The organism is Enterococcus sp. DIV1315a (assembly GCF_051712325.1).
Taxonomy (GTDB): Bacteria; Bacillota; Bacilli; order Lactobacillales; family Enterococcaceae; genus Enterococcus; species Enterococcus faecalis.
The window spans coordinates 395,221-412,319 of record NZ_JBIOOS010000001.1 but is presented as its reverse complement, the minus strand read 5'-3'; the positions used below and the strand labels follow the sequence as shown (position 1 = coordinate 412,319).

Genomic DNA, 17,099 nt, shown 5'->3' with positions numbered 1-17,099 from the left:
TTTTTTTCCGTTCTGACTTGACCTTTTGAGTAGCTTTGTTACACTAAATAGCGAATCAGTGAAAGGTGGGATTTGGTGGAATATTCAATGAGATTACCTGAAAATTTTTCAACAATGACTGTAAAAGAACTATTAGAAAATGAGTGGCTAGTCCCTCGAAAAGTGCGCCATTTTTTACGCACGCGAAAAAATGTCAAAATCAACGGAGAAACAGCTGCTTTTCATTTTCCAGTCCAAGCTGGCGATTGTGTCACCTTAACGTTTGAAGAAACCGATTATGTGCGTCCCACTATTCATTTGGGGGAAGCAACGCGTGTGAAGGTTTTATATGAAGACGAACATTTAATGATTGTAAATAAACCTTATGGCATTAAAACCCATCCAAATCAGCCACAGGAAACAGACACCTTGTTAAATCATGTTGCTGCCTATTTAGCCGAGAAAAATCAGGTCCCTTATGTCGTTCATCGATTAGATAAAGAAACCAGTGGTGCGATTGTCTTTGCTAAAAATCCTTTTGTCTTACCTATTTTAGGGCGTTTATTAGAAACAAAACAAATTTACCGTCAATATCAAGCGATTGCGGCTGGTCACTTTAACCAAAAAGAACAGACAATCAATCAGCCGATTGGTCGTGATCGGCATGATCGCCGGAAACGACGGATTGATCCTCAAAAAGGGGATTCAGCGATTACACATGTCCAAGTGGTCAAAGCTCTTTCTAATAATCAAACCGCAGTTACCTGTGTTTTAGAAACAGGTCGGACGCACCAAATTCGGGTCCATTTAGCTAGCGAAGGGCATCCAATTATTGGTGATCCGTTATACAACCCAAAATCGCAGGCAGCTCGTTTAATGCTCCATGCTTCAAAACTTCATTTACTCCATCCGTTTACAAAAAAACAAATCGTTGTGACTGCAGCGCCTGGCCTATGGTAAAAAAACAGAAGAAATCGAACGGTAACCGCCGATTTCTTCTGCTTTTTTATTTTACCGCACATTCACTGCTGAGAACGGCATATCTGCGTTTGCTTAGTGTCTTGGTGTTAAACAGTTCCTGAGCTAACTCTCAGCCTTAATCATTTGTAGCTACTCTTTTTGTAAAATTCCGTAATTGTAGATATCCAACCATTGGCCATCTTGAAATAACGCTTCTCTATCAATTCCTTCTTTTTTGAAGCCTACTTTTTCATAAACATGAATCGCTTTTTGATTGTTACTATTGACAGCTAATCTGATTTTGTGCAAGCCCAATTCATAAAAAGCAAATTTACAAATTAAAGACACCGCCTCAAAGCCATATCCTTGACCACGTTGCTCTTTTTGTAAAATAGCAATCCCTAAATTGGCCCCTCTATTTTTCAACTGTACATCAGACAACGAAACCCAACCAATAAATTCCTCTGTCGTATTTTCTAAAATAGCAAATAGAAATCGATCATCTTCTCCTTTATTAATTGTGAAATCTTTCCATTCTTCAAGCCCCCACGGATGTAAAGCATCCCAGCTCAAATGCCGAAGCAATTCATTATCCCATTGCTGTTTTGCAATATGTTCGATATATTCTTCTCTAAAATGAGAAAAGCCAACGTGTTTTCCTTTTAAAACATTTTCCATAAGAACACCTTTAATTTCCTAGATTATTTTTCTATTTGCTGACTATCTATTTCCTCGTATTTTTGTAAAAAAGTGGCAATTTTTTCGATGACACACGCATTTTTATCGCTTTGGTCATTCTCTACCTGAAGAACAAGCAACGGTTCATGCAGACTTAAGCGTAGTAAAAACCACCCACTGCCATATTGACCAGACACGTTTCCCCGAACACCTTCTTGGTTTTCACGGTCCACAGCAAAGTCTGCTTGATTTTCTACAAACAATTCAAAGTCTCGCAAGACTTGTTGCCCATAACAAGTAACATCCTCCGCAGTAATTTTGAAGCGAAATTCGTTGGTTTCTGCCGGTTGCTTCAACGTAGCAATCAGATCACCTAACGTTTGATTGTTTTGTTTCAATTCTGGTAACAACATTAAAATTTTTGCCACGACATATGCACCATCATCCAGATTGTAGTTTTCTTGAAACGCTGCATGACCACTGGTTTCAATGGCTAACGGCGTCTGAAAGCCCCCATGATTCAATTCAATCATTTTATTAATGACATTTCGGTAACCAGAAATATAACGAATCTGTTGGCCGCCTTTTTCTTCAATAAATGTTTTTAAATGACTTGAGGTTGGCGAATTTGTCACAATATAACTACCAGGCGCTTCTTTTAAAACAATTGCCGCTAAAACAGCAATTAAATTATTTCGGTTTAGTACCTCACCTGATTGGTCCACCACGGCCGAACGATCTACATCTGTATCAAAAATAATGCCCAAATCTGCTTGATTAGCTAAAACAGCCGTTTGAATACTTTTCATTGCTTCAGAATTATCTGGATTAGGTACATGATTAGGAAAATGCCCATCTGGTTCTAAAAACTGTGATCCCGTCGTATCAGCGCCCAAAACTTGAAGAACCTGCTCTGCAAAGAAGCCCCCAGCCCCATTACCCGCATCAACGATAATTCGAAAGCCCTGTAAAGGTTTCTCTTCTGGCGAATGAATTCCTTGGCGGATTTTTGCCACCAAATGCTCCGCATAAATTGGCAGTAACTCTTGCTTCATCAGTGTGCCATTTTCATTGGCCGTCAGCGGATCAGTATGAGATAAAATATACCGAATATCTTCTTTCTCTGCTCCACCTTCTGCTGTGAAGAACTTCAAACCATTAAAGTAATAAGGCAAATGGCTAGCTGTGATCATAATCGCTGCATCACATTGAAGCGTTGGAAATTGAGTAGCCATAAACATAGCAGGCGTCGTAGCTAAACCAACGTCAATCACCTGAATACCTAATGAAAGAAACGTATCTACTAATGCTTGCTTAATCGGCTCCGCCGTTAGACGACTATCATGTCCGATTGCAATTGTCAGGCGCTGTTGTGCCTTTCGTGGCAGCTGTTTTTTGTCCTGTAACCAACGAACCACGCCCACCGCAATCTCGGCTACTGCTGTTGCGGTTAATGTTGCAGTTTGCTCTTCCGTATCCAAAGCAATTCCCCGAATATCCGAACCATTTTGTAGCGCTTTCAATTCTACCAAGAAAAAAACTCCCTTCTATTGATGCTTTCAATTTTAAAAAATCATATTTTCGATGCGTTCGATAAAGTGTTCCGCATCCTCTTCTGAACGTGTAATCACAATAATCGTATCCGCACCAGCCACTGTACCCGCCACTTCTGGATAAGCTACTTCATCTAAAAAGTTACTCACCACATCGGCATTTCCCATCTCTGTATGCAAGATGACAATAAATTGTACTCGCTCCATTCGAACAACTGAATCTTTTACTGATTCTCGTAATTTCTCTTCACTGCTTGTGCCTTGTGCTTGAGAAAAAATTGCATATTTGACACGACCATCTGCACCATGTGTTTTAACAATACTCATTTCACGGATATCTCTTGAAACAGTCGCTTGAGTGGCTCGGACGCCAAGTTCTTCCAAACGAGTGATTAATTCATCTTGTGTTTCAATTTCTTGTTGCATAATTAATTGTTTAATCAAACGTTGACGTTCTGCTTTTTTCATATAGACCACTCCTCTCCATTCATTTCTTTTATTATATCCAAAAATGAGCAAAAATACAGGTACTTTTCACATTAAACTCTTTATTTATCTGAAAAAGACTGGATAAATGTTTATATACCAGTCTTTTTCAGTAAAAAATACTTATTTAAGAAGATTCTTTTCTTTTAAATAGTCTTTCGCCACTATGCTAGGGTCTTGCCCCTCCACATTGACTTGATAATTCATTTCACTCATTTCTTCTTCGCTAATTTTTCCTGCCAATTTATTCAATATTTCTGCTAATTCTGGATATTTTTCCAACGTTGCTGTTTTAATAAGTGGTGCTCCTTGATAAGGCGGAAATAGCGCTTGATCATCTTCTAACGTTACTAAATCGTATTGTCTCAATTCACTATCCGTTGAATAGGCATCAATCACATTTACCTCACCATTATTAATCGCTTGATAGCGTAACGCCGGTTCCATCGATTGGACATTCAGATTTAAATGATATTTTTCTTGTAATCCCTTATAACCATCTTGCCGATCAATAAATTCTAACGTAAAACCTGCTTTCAACTGATTGCTGATTTTCTGTAAATCACTAATCGTTTTTAATTGATGCGCTTTTGCAAATGAGCGCTTAACTGCGACGGCATACGTATTTTCATAGCGCATCGGTTTCAACAAAGTAAGGTTTTCTTGTTTTTTCAAGCCAGCGCGTGCCGCTTCATAGACTACTTGAGGTTGATTGTCTAGCTGAGGAGGATTTTTTAAAAAGGTTTCGATTACTGTTCCTGTAAATTCCGGATAAAGATCGATTTCATCTGATTTCAAGGCATTATATAAAAAAGTAGTCTTGCCAAAGTTTGGCTTTAACGTCACCTGAATGTCGCTATTTTCTTCAATTAAGGCTTTATACATATTAATAATAATATCTGGTTCCGCTCCTAATTTGCCAGCAATTGTCAGCTGTTTTTCCTTTGAAGAAGTTTGTTGATTCCAGAAAAATGAACCACCTAACAAAAGGCCTAAAATAGTACCGCCAATGATTAGTCGCCGTCCATTCGCTTTTTCCAACCAATGAATTCCATAATTAAATAAGACTGCTAGTGCAGCTGATGAAAGAGCTCCAATAAAAATCAACGATAAATTATTTCGATCAATTCCTAATAAAATGAAGGTCCCTAAACCACCTGCTCCAATTAACGCCGCCAACGTGGCCGTACCAATAATTAAAACGGTAGCCGTTCGAATCCCAGAAATAATAAATGGTAACGCCATTTGCAACTCAAACTTAAACAGTTTTTCTTTTTTACTCATCCCAAATGCTTCTGCGGCTTCTTCTAACGAAGGATCAATTTCCGTCAAACCAGTATAGGTGTTTTGTAAAATTGGGAATAAGGCATAAATCACTAGCGCAACAATTGCCGGTGGTCGACCAATACCAATTAACGGAATCAGTAAGCCTAGCAAGGCTAAAGAAGGGATGGTTTGGAAAATCCCAGTCACTTGTAACAGACTTTCCGCTAACTTACGATGACTCGTTAAATAAATGGCTAAAGGAATTGCAATCAACGCAGCGAATAATAACGAGATAAAGGACAATTGCATATGCTCGATTAACGCTTGCAGATATTCTTCTTTTCGAGCGAAAAAAGTTTCAATCAGTGCTTGCATCTACTGTCCCTCGCTTTCCAACAGCTGTTCCATAAAACGAGTAATCGTTTTTGAGGTGATACACCCTAAAACTTGTTGTTTTTCTACTAAATTTGCTTTCTCTTGCGCATTAATGAGTTGGACAATCTCTTTTAAATTGGTTTCCATGAAAACAGTCGGCACTGGCTCAATCGTCTCATCTGCGGCTTCTAAAAATGCAGTCAAGTCAGCGCCACAATAGTTCGCTAGTTCTGGCGAAGATTGTTTGAAAAATTGACCGACAAAATTATTTTTCGGATGTTTTTGAATGGCTTCTGGCGTATCGACTTGAATAATTTTGCCAGCGTCCATAATACAGATGCGCTCCCCTAACAATAAAGCTTCATTCATATCATGGGTCACAAAAACAATGGTACTCGCTAATTCCTGATGAAGTTCTTTCACCAAACGTTGAAGATGATGTCTTGAAATCGGATCTAGCGCGCTAAAAGGTTCATCCATTAAAATCACTTCTGGTTCGGCTGCAATGGCGCGTAAAATCCCGATACGTTGTTGTTCGCCTCCTGAAAGCGCTGCTGGCTTACGATGCAGATATTCCTCAGGATCCAGCTGAACTTTTTTCAATAGTTCAATGGTTCGCTCTCTGCGTTGCTCTTTGGGCCATTTTTTCATTTCAGGAATCAACTCAATATTTTCCGCCACGGTTAAGTTAGGAAATAAGGCAATTTGCTGAAGAACATAGCCAATTTTTAGTCGTAATTCACGTAAAGGGTAGTTGGTTACCGCTTGTTCATTGAGAGCCACTTCACCTGTCGTTGGCTCAATGAGCCGATTAATCATTTTCAAAGTCGTCGTTTTTCCACTACCACTCGGCCCTACTAATACAAAAAATTCGCCTTGTTGAATTGTTAAATTCACATCGGACAAAACGGCATTTTCTTGATATACTTTTGAAACATTTTGAAATTTTATCATTTATTTTCACCGCATCTTTCACTTCTTAATAAACAAAATCTTTGGAGGATCGTCACTCTTTCAGTATAATTTAAGACTAACATCCTGCCTAATTTTTTGTTTTAAGCGCAAGTATGTGGGGGCTCATTTAACGGCTGCCGGTTCGTATCTACAATTATCTACTCAATGAATGGAAAAATTGTCCTCTTCTGCCTTAAACAAAAGTGAACTGTTTTCTACTAAAAGGAGTGATCGTTATGGAAAACGACAAGCGAATTTATAAATGGGACAACGTGAAACTTTTTTTAATTTTCTTAGTGATTTTTGGGCATATTTTAGATCGTGAAGCTGCTCCTTCACGACTCATGGAAACGATCAACTTTTGGATCTATTCATTCCATATGCCAGCCTTTATTTTTGTCTCTGGACTCTTTAGTAAACATGCCATTAAACAACGAAAATATCTACGCTTACTTTCCTTTGTTTGGCTTTATCTCTTAGCGAAGTTGTTGATTACGCTTGCTAATTTCGCCTTTGCAAATAAAATGAATTTTGATTTACTGAACGAAACAGGCGTTCCTTGGTACTTACTTTCCTTAGCAAGTTTCTACTTAATTACCATCTTTCTTCAGCGCGTTCAGCCGAAAATCATGTTGCCAATCATCATTGTTATCGGCTGCGCCTCAGGCTATTTACCTGTGGAAGGTTTCTTGTCTTTAGGACGGACTCTGGGCTTCTTCCCTTTCTTTTATTGTGGCTACTTAATGGATATTCAAAAGCTACAAACCTTTTTAGATCATCGCAAAGTCAAATGGGCAGCGATAGGCGTAATTTTAAGCTCCTTTTTATTTGTAAATAGTCAATGGTCATTGGCAACGAAATTTTGGGGCTTCTTAACTGGTTGGGCTTCCTACGCTGAAATTAGTCCGGCCTTTGAATACAGTAGTTTCATTCAGCTGTTCTTTTACGTTGCTGCAGCATTGGTGTCTCTTTCTTGGTTTGCATTATTGCCGAAACGAAAGTTACCTTTAAGCGCCCTCGGAAAAGATACCCTCTACCCTTATCTCTTGCATATGCCCTTAATTATTCTGTTGGAAAGTGGTTTGCAATTAGACACACTATTTAAAGAATGGTTTACTTTCCGAATCCTGGCACTTTTCTTCTTAACCCTCTTCATTTTAGCTATTACGAATATGCCTGTGGTGAAACGGGGAGCGGATTATCTTTTTAATCCAATTGCATATGTGTTGCCAAAACAATGGTTAAAAGTTAAATAAAAAAGAAGAAACAGAAACATTTTTTTGGCGAGCGATGCCTGTCATGGAAGTATTTTCTTTCAACCTTGTAGTAATGGCCATTTGCCAGGTTGACTAATGAAACAGTTCTTTCCTGCTATGCTTGTATCCGCAACAAAGGTTCGTTGACAGGCATGACATTTAAATCGTTGTTTTCTCAATTCCAGATTCCTGTATAAACTTTACAAATTTGTCCATTTATTTTTTCTTTTCGCAAACAATTTTCTTCAAAAGTAACATTTAGGTCTAGAATATTTAGGGTTTCTTTGGTAAGCTCAGTAGAGGACATCTTGATTCCTCCTTAGAATGGGTTCGGCGACTTTAATTCTACAGGATTTCGAGGTGTCTTTTTTGTGAAACAAAAAAGATGTTGGTAAAAATACCAACATCAGAAAGTATAGAGCTTTTGTTTTTCTACTGTATTGTTTTCAATCATTAAATCTATGCACCTACTTCCTTTAAGCATTCCGCATAGCACATAATTTCGAAATTTTCTTGAAGGTTACCACTGAAATTACAGATCTTTACGGTTACGATCAAGTAGGTAATTTAAAGCAATACTCACATATGATCATTACTCTTAGGGCATAAGTGATTCTTCATCACTATAATTTTAAAGTCTGCTTACTCTTTCGTTGAAGTTGTGGTAAATTTTCATTGCTTTTTGAGCGCCATTAACGTATATTATACAACTTTCGGGATTTCCTGAAAACAAAATTTTTCTAAACTATACGCCTTCTTAATACTCTCTGCCATATAATTTTCCTTTCAAGTATAAAGCCTTTGTCAGTTTGATTGTGTATTCTATTCAATTTTTTCAACATGAAATGCACCCCTAAGAACAGAACATACTGATTAACTGAACTTCAAAAAAAATAATCTCTGCATCTATGCACTTATCAATCCGCTAACATAAATTTCAATTTCTACTTCCTCTCAGACCTAGTAGATAGCTTATAGCTCCCAGCCCATAATGGTTACCGCATCAAAAAATTACCTTTCAAGTTCTTCCAAAACTAACTGAACAATTAAAAAAAATAGTTTTATCTTCCGGAACAAAGGCTTGTTTTTCTTAAGATTTCAGATAATAAAGCAACGTGAAATTTTTCAACAGTCCCAAATCTCTCATCAAGTGTTTCTAGTTACACCTGTCCAGCAGTTGTACTACAACCTTTATAATACGCCTGTTGTAAATTGATTTTACAAAACACTTCATAGGATGATTTGGTCGACCACAACGTATAATTGCTTGACTTTCTTCGCTTTCAGATATTCTTGAAGAACCATCTTGCTCTCTCCATTTTATAATATCACTTTTTTTACTTAAAAAGACTAATAATTTTATGTTTTTATAACAAAAGCTTCATTTTTTAATAACAGTGGATTATAATTAACCCATACGGATAATATGGACGATACAAAAAAGGCAGATAATACAAATGAGAAAATTTTAATTTAAATTCCTCGAAATAATCGTCCAAAGATTAAGCAATCATTGAGTAAGAATGAGATATAACCAAATTAACAAGCGTACTCAGCACAACAATTAATTTATTCGATTGAACGAGTAGATGATCTTATGTTTGAAAAAGAAATACTTGACGCAAACTTCTTGTCCTTCGATGATGCGCAAAAAAATATTACGATTGAGTATATTAATGAACGAACTTTGAATTATCGAATGATAATAGTAACATAAGACGAGCAAGACTTTGAAAGCTGGCTCATCACTTGAGAAAAATGTTCTTAGCTATTCTTCTTAAAATTTTTAAGAACTGAGCGGAGCATTTTTTCTAAGTCCGAATCATGTTCTCTATCAAAATTCAAGGGAAACGCACCCACACCTTCGTAGTAATAGGACTTAGGTCTTCCATAAACTATTTTCTTGTCACCTGGATATAAAACATAGGCACCTACTGTACAAACTATAGCATCTCTATAGCCATGCATTTTAGCAATATCATCATTTTTACTACCATCATTGTTTCCGATTCTAAACTTTGAATCGAAATGATAGTAGTGCTTATTCTTTCCATCTTCAAGCATTAGGGTAAAATCTGGTCTAAAATCAACTGATACTGATAAATATTCACTATTAGACTTAGAAAAAGAATGCTGGAACATTAAAGTCGTTTTCGGATATTGTTCTGTTTCATCAAAAACAAATTCAACACCATCATCACCTTCGTAAATTCCAACAGAAAAGATAGTAGTTTCTTTAATGTCTAATTCACCTTCATATACAGCCTTTTTTTCATAAATTTCCGAAATAATGTCTATTAATCGAAAAAGACAAATATACTCGTATAACTTATCAACAGATTTATTTTGGAACAATTCAATCAATGAGTCCGAATCAAAAACACTAAGCGGTTCTTGCTTTAATGATAAGTACGACTTAAATAATTCTTTATATCCGAATTTTCTGGTTAAAACTGTGCTTGAACCATTCATGGTGTTCATCTTAGAAATTCGACTATAGAATGGATGAGATAGCTCTGAAATCAAACGTTCTTGCATCTTGCTCACTTCTTCGACTAAACAAACATCAACAACTCCCTCACCCTTTGTTAAACTGTTCAACAACGAATTTCGAAAATGGTTTAGTAAACGGATTGAATAATTCAAAAAGAACTTAACAAATTGATTTTCTCCAGTATCAATACTACTAATAGCTTGATACTCATTCATTTCAAATGGCATAACTTTCCCAAAAACAGTCTTTTCAGTATCACTAATTTTAGAAAAAACATTTTTTACAGATATGACATCCTCAATACTTTCCGGACTAACATCTGTTATTAGATTTATTGACTTTGTTTCAATATTTCGCACGAATCTAAAATTGGGATGTTTTCTAATATATTCACTGAAAGGAATAATTTTATTATCCTTCATCAACTGATATATTCTTAAATATACGTAATAATCATGTTCTCTAAAACCAGTCTTGGAATATATACCTTTGGCCACACTATTACTTCTAAAAACTAAAGAAACTATTTCTTTTATCTTAGCGTCAACATTTGAAATCATTTCATTAAAATCAGCAGTTTTAATCTTGGGAGATTCAACATTAAAAACTTGTTCTCTAAATCTAGCAGTTCCAATAAAATTATTAAAGCACAAAATTCCTGAGTTACTTCTATTGTACTGACCAGAATAAAAGTAATCATCATTAGACAGTTCTGAGCCGCCAACTCCAATAACATAATATTGAACCCACTCATCCAAATAGAAGTTCTCATCTTCTTGACGAAAGCCTTTTGAATCAGAATTTAAATGATTTTTCGAACCATTCATAATTTCCTTAAGTTCATTATCTGTAGTTTCATCTGTAAACAAGATAAACGATTGAAATCGAAAAGCCTTAAATCGTTCCACAATATTCACCTACTCAATAAATGTTGTATATCCATTATTTGCCAATGAGTTCAACATTTTTTTAATTTTTTTTGAAGTTCTTGGCATAAAGTTATTGTCGCATATTTCTTTTATCTCATTCAATAAATTACCTACTTCATCTTCTGAACCGTTAATTTTCGGTAGCACTTTTTGCAACACTTGCAAATCTAGCGCTATAAAAACTTCATTTTTATTAGAATCTAATGGACAATAATTTAAAACAAATGAACTAATTTCATTAAAAACTCGATATCCAAAATGACGATTTTTTCCTTTTAATACGTCATTAATTTCAACGAGAATATGAAAATTCTCCGAATATTTTTCAATGAATTTTTTAGTATCTTCAGACGTTGCCAATGTAATTTCCATATTAAAATCGTTATTTTCAATTCCTAAATTCACTGAATTATTGTCAGTTCTTTCCCCATATCCAAACGCATGATACAAATCTATATCGTTAAATTCAATCACATTACTTCTATCTAAAACTTTTGGACTGAACATATAAGTTGTTTCATCTACATTAACAGTCCCTACAACAAAAACATTTAAAGGAATTTGGATTTCAGATGGAACATAATAACCATCATCTTCATCATACAAATTAATTCCCAAATCATTTCTGAATTCTTTTTGATTTGGTTCCGTTTTCAAAAATAAGTTAGAGTTATGCAAAGTAATTTTTTGCTGCTTAATTGAATTTTTCGCAATAAAATCGTACATCTGTCTTACTTCTTCAAATTGCTCTAAAGTTTTTGCATCCATCTCAGAAGGTTCTTTCAATTTATACGAATTTCCTTCTCTTTGAGCGAAAAAAGCTCTCCCAGCCAAACGTTTACCGTCTAATTTCAAGTTAGAATTTAAAAATTTATCTGTTGGTCTTCCTTGATTTAATTCTGTTCTAAATTGAGCTTTTTTATCTTCCGTTTGAGAACGATTAGTTTGCCACCATTGAACGATTGGATTATCTCTAAAATAATCAAGGGATTCAAATTGATTATTTCCTTTTTCTAAAGCCGCCAAAATAATTGCTTGTGATAACGTCATCGTTTGTCCAAAATTAGATATAACCTTATCTGAAAATGTACCCTCAGCATATCTTCTACTTTCCAACACACTAAGAAAATCCGAAAAATAATGTTCAACCTTAGCAAGGTTCATTTCATCTAACACAAGAAAATATGGTTTCTCAGGATTTTGTAAAGCACGGATAAATAGTTTCACTACACCTGTGATTGAGTAAGTGTCATTCAATACATTATGATATCCGAACATCCCTCGGCTGTCAGTCCAATTAGGCTTTACTGCAACTAATTCGTAATTGTCCTCAATCCCATATGCTTTTCCCATATATTCTGCAAATAATTCAGCAATTTTTGACTTACCTGAACCGCTAATTCCAGATAAAATTAAAAATGGTTTCGTTTTAAGTGAAACATAGAAATCAAAAATCTGTTCTTTAGAATAATAGAATCCTTGCTCCTGCATAAACGACTCAATATCTATCAAAGTTCGATCAAATAGCACCATCTTAACACCTCATAATTTTTATAGTTATGTCTATTTTAACACAATCCCATCATAATTTAACCGAAGCGTATGTTCGATTTTAGTTGTATAATTAATATATTTCTGTTACAATGTTACTAACTCATTTTGAAAGGTTTGATAGACTTGACAACTGTACAAATTGATATTCAGTCTCTTATAGGAACTAAAGAAACCTCTAAAATACTTGGAGTTTCTGAGTCTACGGTTCGTAGACTTGCCGATTCTGGAAAGCTTCCTTGTGTTACAGTAGCCACTACTAAATATAGAAAATTCAACAAAGATACTGTTTTAAAGTTTAAAGAAGAAATGTATTTAGTTGAAGAAAAAAAAGAAGAACCTATATACCCGCAACCAAGTTTTTTTGAACTGGAAGATGATAGCAAAATCGGTATGAAAAGTATTAGAGCTAAATCACATCCGGCTCATTATTTGATGCATAAGTATTGGGGACGAAAACCTCACAATGTAGTTTCCGACTATATCAAGTACTATACAAATATAGGTGATACTGTATTAGACCCGTTCATGGGTTCTGGAATTGTACCTATTGAAGCAATTAAAAATGAACGCATTGGTATCGGGGTTGATATAAATCCCATGTCCAAATTTATTGCTGAAAACACAGTTTCTAGTGTAGATATCAAAGAGTACAAATCACTAGCCAACATTGTTATCACTGACATAGCTAGCGATTGGAATGGACTTTATGAAACTACCTGTCCTACATGTGGTGATGTTGCTCATATTGAAATTGCTGTATGGGATAACGGAGTTTTAGCTAGACTTAAAGGTAAATGTGCAACTGATGGAATATTTACCAAAGATGCCGATCAACAAGACATAGATAAAATCGAAGAAATTGCTTCTCTGAAAGCTGAATATGATAACGATGGTTCTATTTCATATCCCACGGATAAAGTTCTTCAATATGTAAAAAGATCAGGAAAAGAACGTTTGGATGAGTTATTTACTGATAGAGCTCTAATTATTCTCTCTAAGCTACGTAACCGAATTCGTGAAGTTGATAATGTCGAAATGAGAAACCTACTTATGTTTACATTTACGAGTATGCTTGCTAATGTATCTAATATGCTACCAGGTGATTTGGAAAAAGCAACTTATAAATCTGGTTGGGTGATAAGTAAATTTTGGACACCAAAAATTCATACGGAAAGAAATATATTTCACTGTTTCAACCTTAGAGTAAGAGCAATTGCTAAAGGTAAAACTGAATTAACTTTAGTCAACAATTCATTAATTTATTTATTTAATGAAGATTCAAACCATATGGCATTTATAGATAATGAATCCATTGATTATATTTTTACTGATCCACCTTATGGAGAAAGTATTGCCTATTTGGCTCTTAGTCAATTTTGGAATGGATGGTTAGATAATACGGTTGACTATGATAATGAAATTATCGTTGATTCTTATCGCGGGAAAAACTATACGGACTATAGTGAGCGTATGCTTACAACCTTTAAAGAAATGTATAGGGTTTTAAAAAATAAACATTACTTATCTTTTACTTTCCACAATAGAGACTTAAATGTTTGGAAAGGTGTGATGGATGCCGTTAAACATTCTGGATTTGTTCTTAAAAATATAACGCTTCAAGAACAAGCAGTAAGCTCAGGAACTCAGGGAATAAACAAAATGAATACATTAACGGGTGACTTTGTTTACACCTTATACAAAGATACCGATGTTAAGCCTACTTTATCTTCTGTTGTTGAACCAGATAAAGCTCTTGAATTTGTGGAAAATACAATCGCAGCTATTATAGATGAGAATAAGGGAATCACTCCATCTAAACTTTATGAAAAATTAATTCCTATTATTGTTCATTCAGAAACTTATTTAGATGAAAATGGTTACGCTCTTGATATTGAAAAAATTCTTCAAACAAAATATGAATACGTTGAACTCGAAAGTGAAAATAAGATTGGAGATAGATACCAGTGGCAATTGAAGAAGTAAATGCCTTAGATCTATTTGCTGGCGCAGGTGGATTTTCATTAGGACTCAAAGAAACAGGCATCAATGTTGTAGCCGCCGTTGAATTTGATGAGAAAATCGCAAAAACATACCAATATAATCACCAAAGCACAAAAATGTACAATACTGATATTCGTCAGGTTGCTGCAAATTCACATGACGCTTCAACCAAAGAGTACGCAGAAAAAGCAACAATTGAAGATGCGTTTTCTACTATAGGAAAATCTGTTGATTTAATATTTGGTGGACCACCATGTCAAGGATTTTCAATGGCTGGAAGACGTATAAGAAAAGACAAGCCATTCTTTGAAGACGAAAGAAATCTCTTATTCCTAGAATTTTTGAGAATGGTTACTTACTTGAAACCTAAAATTTTTATCATTGAAAATGTTCCAGGAATGCTCAATTATGACAACGGCCGTGTTAAACGAGAAGTTGAAGAACGTTTTGGCGCACTAGGATATGATGTTAAATCCAAAGTATTGTCTGCTGAAAAATTTGGTGTACCTCAAAAGAGAAAACGAGCTATTTTTATTGGAAATAATTTAGGAATTGATTCTGAAACATTATTTCCAGATGAAACAAACAACGAGGAGAACTATGTGACTGTGTGGGATGCCATCTCAGACTTACCTTCTTTAAAATCTGGAGAAGGTATTGAACCATGCACCTATACAAAAGCTCCGCAAAATTCTTACCAATTATTAATGCGTAACACAAAAGATGATTTATTTTATAACCATACAGCATCAATCCATAAGAAAAAAACAATTGAAATTTTAAAATTAATAAAACCAGGACAAACCATGAAAGATTTACCTGAAAATATGCGAACAAAATCTGTTCATAGTGGTGCTTATGGACGAATGATGAAAAATGAGCCTAGTTATACACTAACAACTCGATTGAATACTCCTAGTGTTGGACGTATTACGCACCCAGTGGATGACAGAACTATTACCCCTCGTGAAGCAGCTAGAATTCAAAGTTTTCCTGATAATTACCATTTCATAGGAGATATAACTACTGTTGGAATGCAAGTGGGTAACTCTGTACCACCATTGTTAGGAAAAGCAATTGCAGATTCAATTCTGAGCAAAGCTTTTTCAACTGAAACTAAAACGTTAACACCAATTTTTTAAAAAGCCCCCCTTATCACGTTCATGTATAAGGGGGCTTTTTTACTTTACTTCGCTAAACGATAAATCGCATCTGCATAAATAGCAGCTGCTCGGAATAAGTCATCTAATTCCATAAATTCGTTGGCTTGGTGCATTGTGTCTGTGTAGCCAGGGAACATTGCGCCATAGGCAACACCACGTTTTAATAAGCGGCCATAAGTACCGCCACCAATGATTTGTTCTTGACCTTTTTCGCCTGTATGGTCTTCGTAAACTTGTAGTAACGTTGCCACCAATGGATCATCAACTGGTACATAATGCGGTTCTTGGTTGCGATCTCCTTGTGTTGCAGTGACCGTTTCACCGACTGTTGCTTGAACTTTTGCTTGTAATTCTTCTGCTGAAGTTCCTTTTGGATAGCGGAAGTTTAATGTTACTAAGCTATTTTCAGGATTTTCTGGATCAAAGTTAACAATCCCAGCGTTCATTGTCAATTTACCCATTTTTTCGTCTTCAAAAGCCACGCCTAATTTTTCACCATAAAAATCTTCATGGATAAATTCAGCAATGGTATTAATAAAGCTGTATGCGCCTTCTGCAAAGCTGTAATCATTTAAGAAAGTTGCCAAGAAAGTCGCTGCGTTAATTCCAGATTGTGGGCTAGCCCCGTGAGCCCCTTTACCAACTACATGGAAAGTCACTGTTTTATCTGAAAGTTCTGCGTTACCTGAAATTTTTGCTTCTTGTTTGATGAATGTTTCAAAGCTAGCAGCTAGTGAAGCCGCTTCATCTGCTGAAGCAGCCGTTACAACAGCATCTGCTGTTCCCGGAACCATGTTTTCACGTAAGCCAGATTTGAAGCTTTCTAATTTATAATCAGCGCCGTTACCGCCTCGGAAAGTTAAACGAATAGTCACATTTCCTTTTTCCCCATTAATAATTGGGAACTCAGCATCTGGTGAGAAACCGAAGTCTGGTGCTTCTTCATGTTGGAAATAGTAATCCATATCGCCCCAGCCGCTTTCTTCATCACTTCCTACTACGAAACGAATTTTTTTAGACACGGGTAAGCCTAATTCTTTGATAATTTTCATTGCGTAATAAGCAGCCATACTTGGGCCTTTATCATCGCTTGCGCCACGTGCATAAATTTTGCCATCTTTAATGACTGGTTCATAAGGATCTGTTTCCCAACCATCACCAGCAGGAACAACGTCCATATGACCAAAAATCCCTAACGTTTCGTCGCCTTCACCATATTCAATGTGTCCAGCGTAATTGTCGACATTTTTCACCGTAAAGCCATCACGTTCACCATACGCTAACATGTGTTTTAAGCCAGCAACTGGTCCAGGTCCAAAGGGCGCTTCAGGTGTTGCTTGTGCATCATCACGTTCACTGTTGATCCGTAATAAGTTTTGTAAATCTTCTAATAAGTCGTCTTTACGTACTTCGACTTCTTTTGTCCAATCAATTGTCATTTGTTGTCACTC

Annotated in this window: 12 protein-coding genes and 1 pseudogene; 4 read left to right on the top strand and 9 right to left on the bottom strand. The window is 35.7% G+C overall.

What is annotated here, in order from left to right:
* Nucleotides 1-75 precede the first annotated feature (75 nt).
* Nucleotides 76-939, top strand: a complete 864-nt coding sequence (locus IGJ03_RS02065) for an RluA family pseudouridine synthase (RefSeq protein WP_308660018.1) — start codon at nucleotides 76-78, stop codon at nucleotides 937-939.
* A gap of 150 nt (nucleotides 940-1,089) precedes the next feature.
* On the opposite strand, the gene IGJ03_RS02060 is transcribed toward IGJ03_RS02065, so the two are convergent.
* The 5 genes from IGJ03_RS02060 to IGJ03_RS02040 all read right to left on the bottom strand — a co-directional run bounded on the left by IGJ03_RS02060 (nucleotide 1,090) and on the right by IGJ03_RS02040 (nucleotide 6,251).
* Nucleotides 1,090-1,617, bottom strand: coding sequence for a GNAT family N-acetyltransferase (locus tag IGJ03_RS02060; RefSeq protein WP_438711066.1), 528 nt, complete (start codon nucleotides 1,615-1,617; stop codon nucleotides 1,090-1,092).
* 23 nt (nucleotides 1,618-1,640) lie between these two features.
* Nucleotides 1,641-3,149 carry a phosphoglucomutase gene (locus IGJ03_RS02055; RefSeq protein WP_010711998.1) on the bottom strand — a complete coding sequence of 503 codons (1,509 nt, stop codon included), beginning with the start codon at nucleotides 3,147-3,149 and terminating at the stop codon, nucleotides 1,641-1,643.
* Nucleotides 3,150-3,182: 33 nt separating this feature from the next.
* Nucleotides 3,183-3,638 (bottom strand): arginine repressor, encoded by a 456-nt coding sequence (argR, locus tag IGJ03_RS02050; protein ID WP_002355509.1) that lies wholly within the window; start codon nucleotides 3,636-3,638, stop codon nucleotides 3,183-3,185.
* Nucleotides 3,639-3,779: 141 nt separating this feature from the next.
* On the bottom strand, nucleotides 3,780-5,297 hold the full coding sequence (locus IGJ03_RS02045) for an ABC transporter permease/substrate-binding protein (RefSeq protein ID WP_002355507.1): 1,518 nt from the start codon (nucleotides 5,295-5,297) through the stop codon (nucleotides 3,780-3,782).
* The gene (locus IGJ03_RS02040) at nucleotides 5,298-6,251 is read right to left on the bottom strand and encodes an ABC transporter ATP-binding protein (protein ID WP_002363150.1); all 954 of its coding nucleotides are present in this window, start codon (nucleotides 6,249-6,251) and stop codon (nucleotides 5,298-5,300) included.
* Between the two features lie 236 nt (nucleotides 6,252-6,487).
* On the opposite strand from IGJ03_RS02040, the gene IGJ03_RS02035 reads away from it, so the two are divergent.
* On the top strand, nucleotides 6,488-7,507 hold the full coding sequence (locus tag IGJ03_RS02035) for an acyltransferase family protein (protein ID WP_375804744.1): 1,020 nt from the start codon (nucleotides 6,488-6,490) through the stop codon (nucleotides 7,505-7,507).
* A 3-nt stretch (nucleotides 7,508-7,510) separates the two neighbouring features.
* Here the strand turns inward: IGJ03_RS02035 and IGJ03_RS02030 are convergent.
* The 3 genes and pseudogenes from IGJ03_RS02030 to IGJ03_RS02020 form a co-directional block, all read right to left on the bottom strand.
* Nucleotides 7,511-7,814 (bottom strand): annotated as a pseudogene (locus IGJ03_RS02030) (ISL3 family transposase); the annotation flags it as partial.
* Nucleotides 7,815-9,271: 1,457 nt separating this feature from the next.
* Nucleotides 9,272-10,909 carry a DUF2357 domain-containing protein gene (locus IGJ03_RS02025; RefSeq protein ID WP_229233428.1) on the bottom strand — a complete coding sequence of 546 codons (1,638 nt, stop codon included), beginning with the start codon at nucleotides 10,907-10,909 and terminating at the stop codon, nucleotides 9,272-9,274.
* A 9-nt stretch (nucleotides 10,910-10,918) separates the two neighbouring features.
* Entirely contained in the window at nucleotides 10,919-12,463 is a 1,545-nt protein-coding gene (locus tag IGJ03_RS02020; RefSeq protein ID WP_016615952.1) for an AAA family ATPase, read from the bottom strand.
* A 144-nt stretch (nucleotides 12,464-12,607) separates the two neighbouring features.
* Here IGJ03_RS02020 and IGJ03_RS02015 point away from each other — a divergent pair, with 144 nt between their 5' ends.
* The gene (locus tag IGJ03_RS02015) at nucleotides 12,608-14,467 is read left to right on the top strand and encodes a DNA methyltransferase (protein ID WP_229233427.1); all 1,860 of its coding nucleotides are present in this window, start codon (nucleotides 12,608-12,610) and stop codon (nucleotides 14,465-14,467) included.
* Nucleotides 14,449-15,627, top strand: a complete 1,179-nt coding sequence (locus IGJ03_RS02010) for a DNA cytosine methyltransferase (RefSeq protein ID WP_016615950.1) — start codon at nucleotides 14,449-14,451, stop codon at nucleotides 15,625-15,627. The genes IGJ03_RS02015 and IGJ03_RS02010 overlap by 19 nt, the downstream gene beginning before the upstream one ends.
* A 44-nt stretch (nucleotides 15,628-15,671) precedes the next feature.
* Here the strand turns inward: IGJ03_RS02010 and pepV are convergent, their stop codons facing one another.
* A complete protein-coding gene (gene pepV / locus IGJ03_RS02005; RefSeq protein ID WP_010824394.1) occupies nucleotides 15,672-17,087 on the bottom strand; it encodes a dipeptidase PepV in 1,416 nt (471 codons plus the stop codon).
* Nucleotides 17,088-17,099 lie beyond the last annotated feature (12 nt).

Bases quoted from the DNA above. Each gene is read 5' to 3' on its own strand.
- IGJ03_RS02020 (WP_016615952.1), bottom strand. From the start codon at position 12,463: ATGGTGCTATTTGATCGAACTTTGATAGATATTGAGTCGTTTATGCAG.
- IGJ03_RS02035 (WP_375804744.1), top strand. From the start codon at position 6,488: ATGGAAAACGACAAGCGAATTTATAAATGGGACAACGTGAAACTTTTT.
- pepV (WP_010824394.1), bottom strand. From the start codon at position 17,087: ATGACAATTGATTGGACAAAAGAAGTCGAAGTACGTAAAGACGACTTA.
- IGJ03_RS02040 (WP_002363150.1), bottom strand. From the start codon at position 6,251: ATGATAAAATTTCAAAATGTTTCAAAAGTATATCAAGAAAATGCCGTT.
- argR (WP_002355509.1), bottom strand. From the start codon at position 3,638: ATGAAAAAAGCAGAACGTCAACGTTTGATTAAACAATTAATTATGCAA.
- IGJ03_RS02045 (WP_002355507.1), bottom strand. From the start codon at position 5,297: ATGCAAGCACTGATTGAAACTTTTTTCGCTCGAAAAGAAGAATATCTG.
- IGJ03_RS02060 (WP_438711066.1), bottom strand. From the start codon at position 1,617: ATGGAAAATGTTTTAAAAGGAAAACACGTTGGCTTTTCTCATTTTAGA.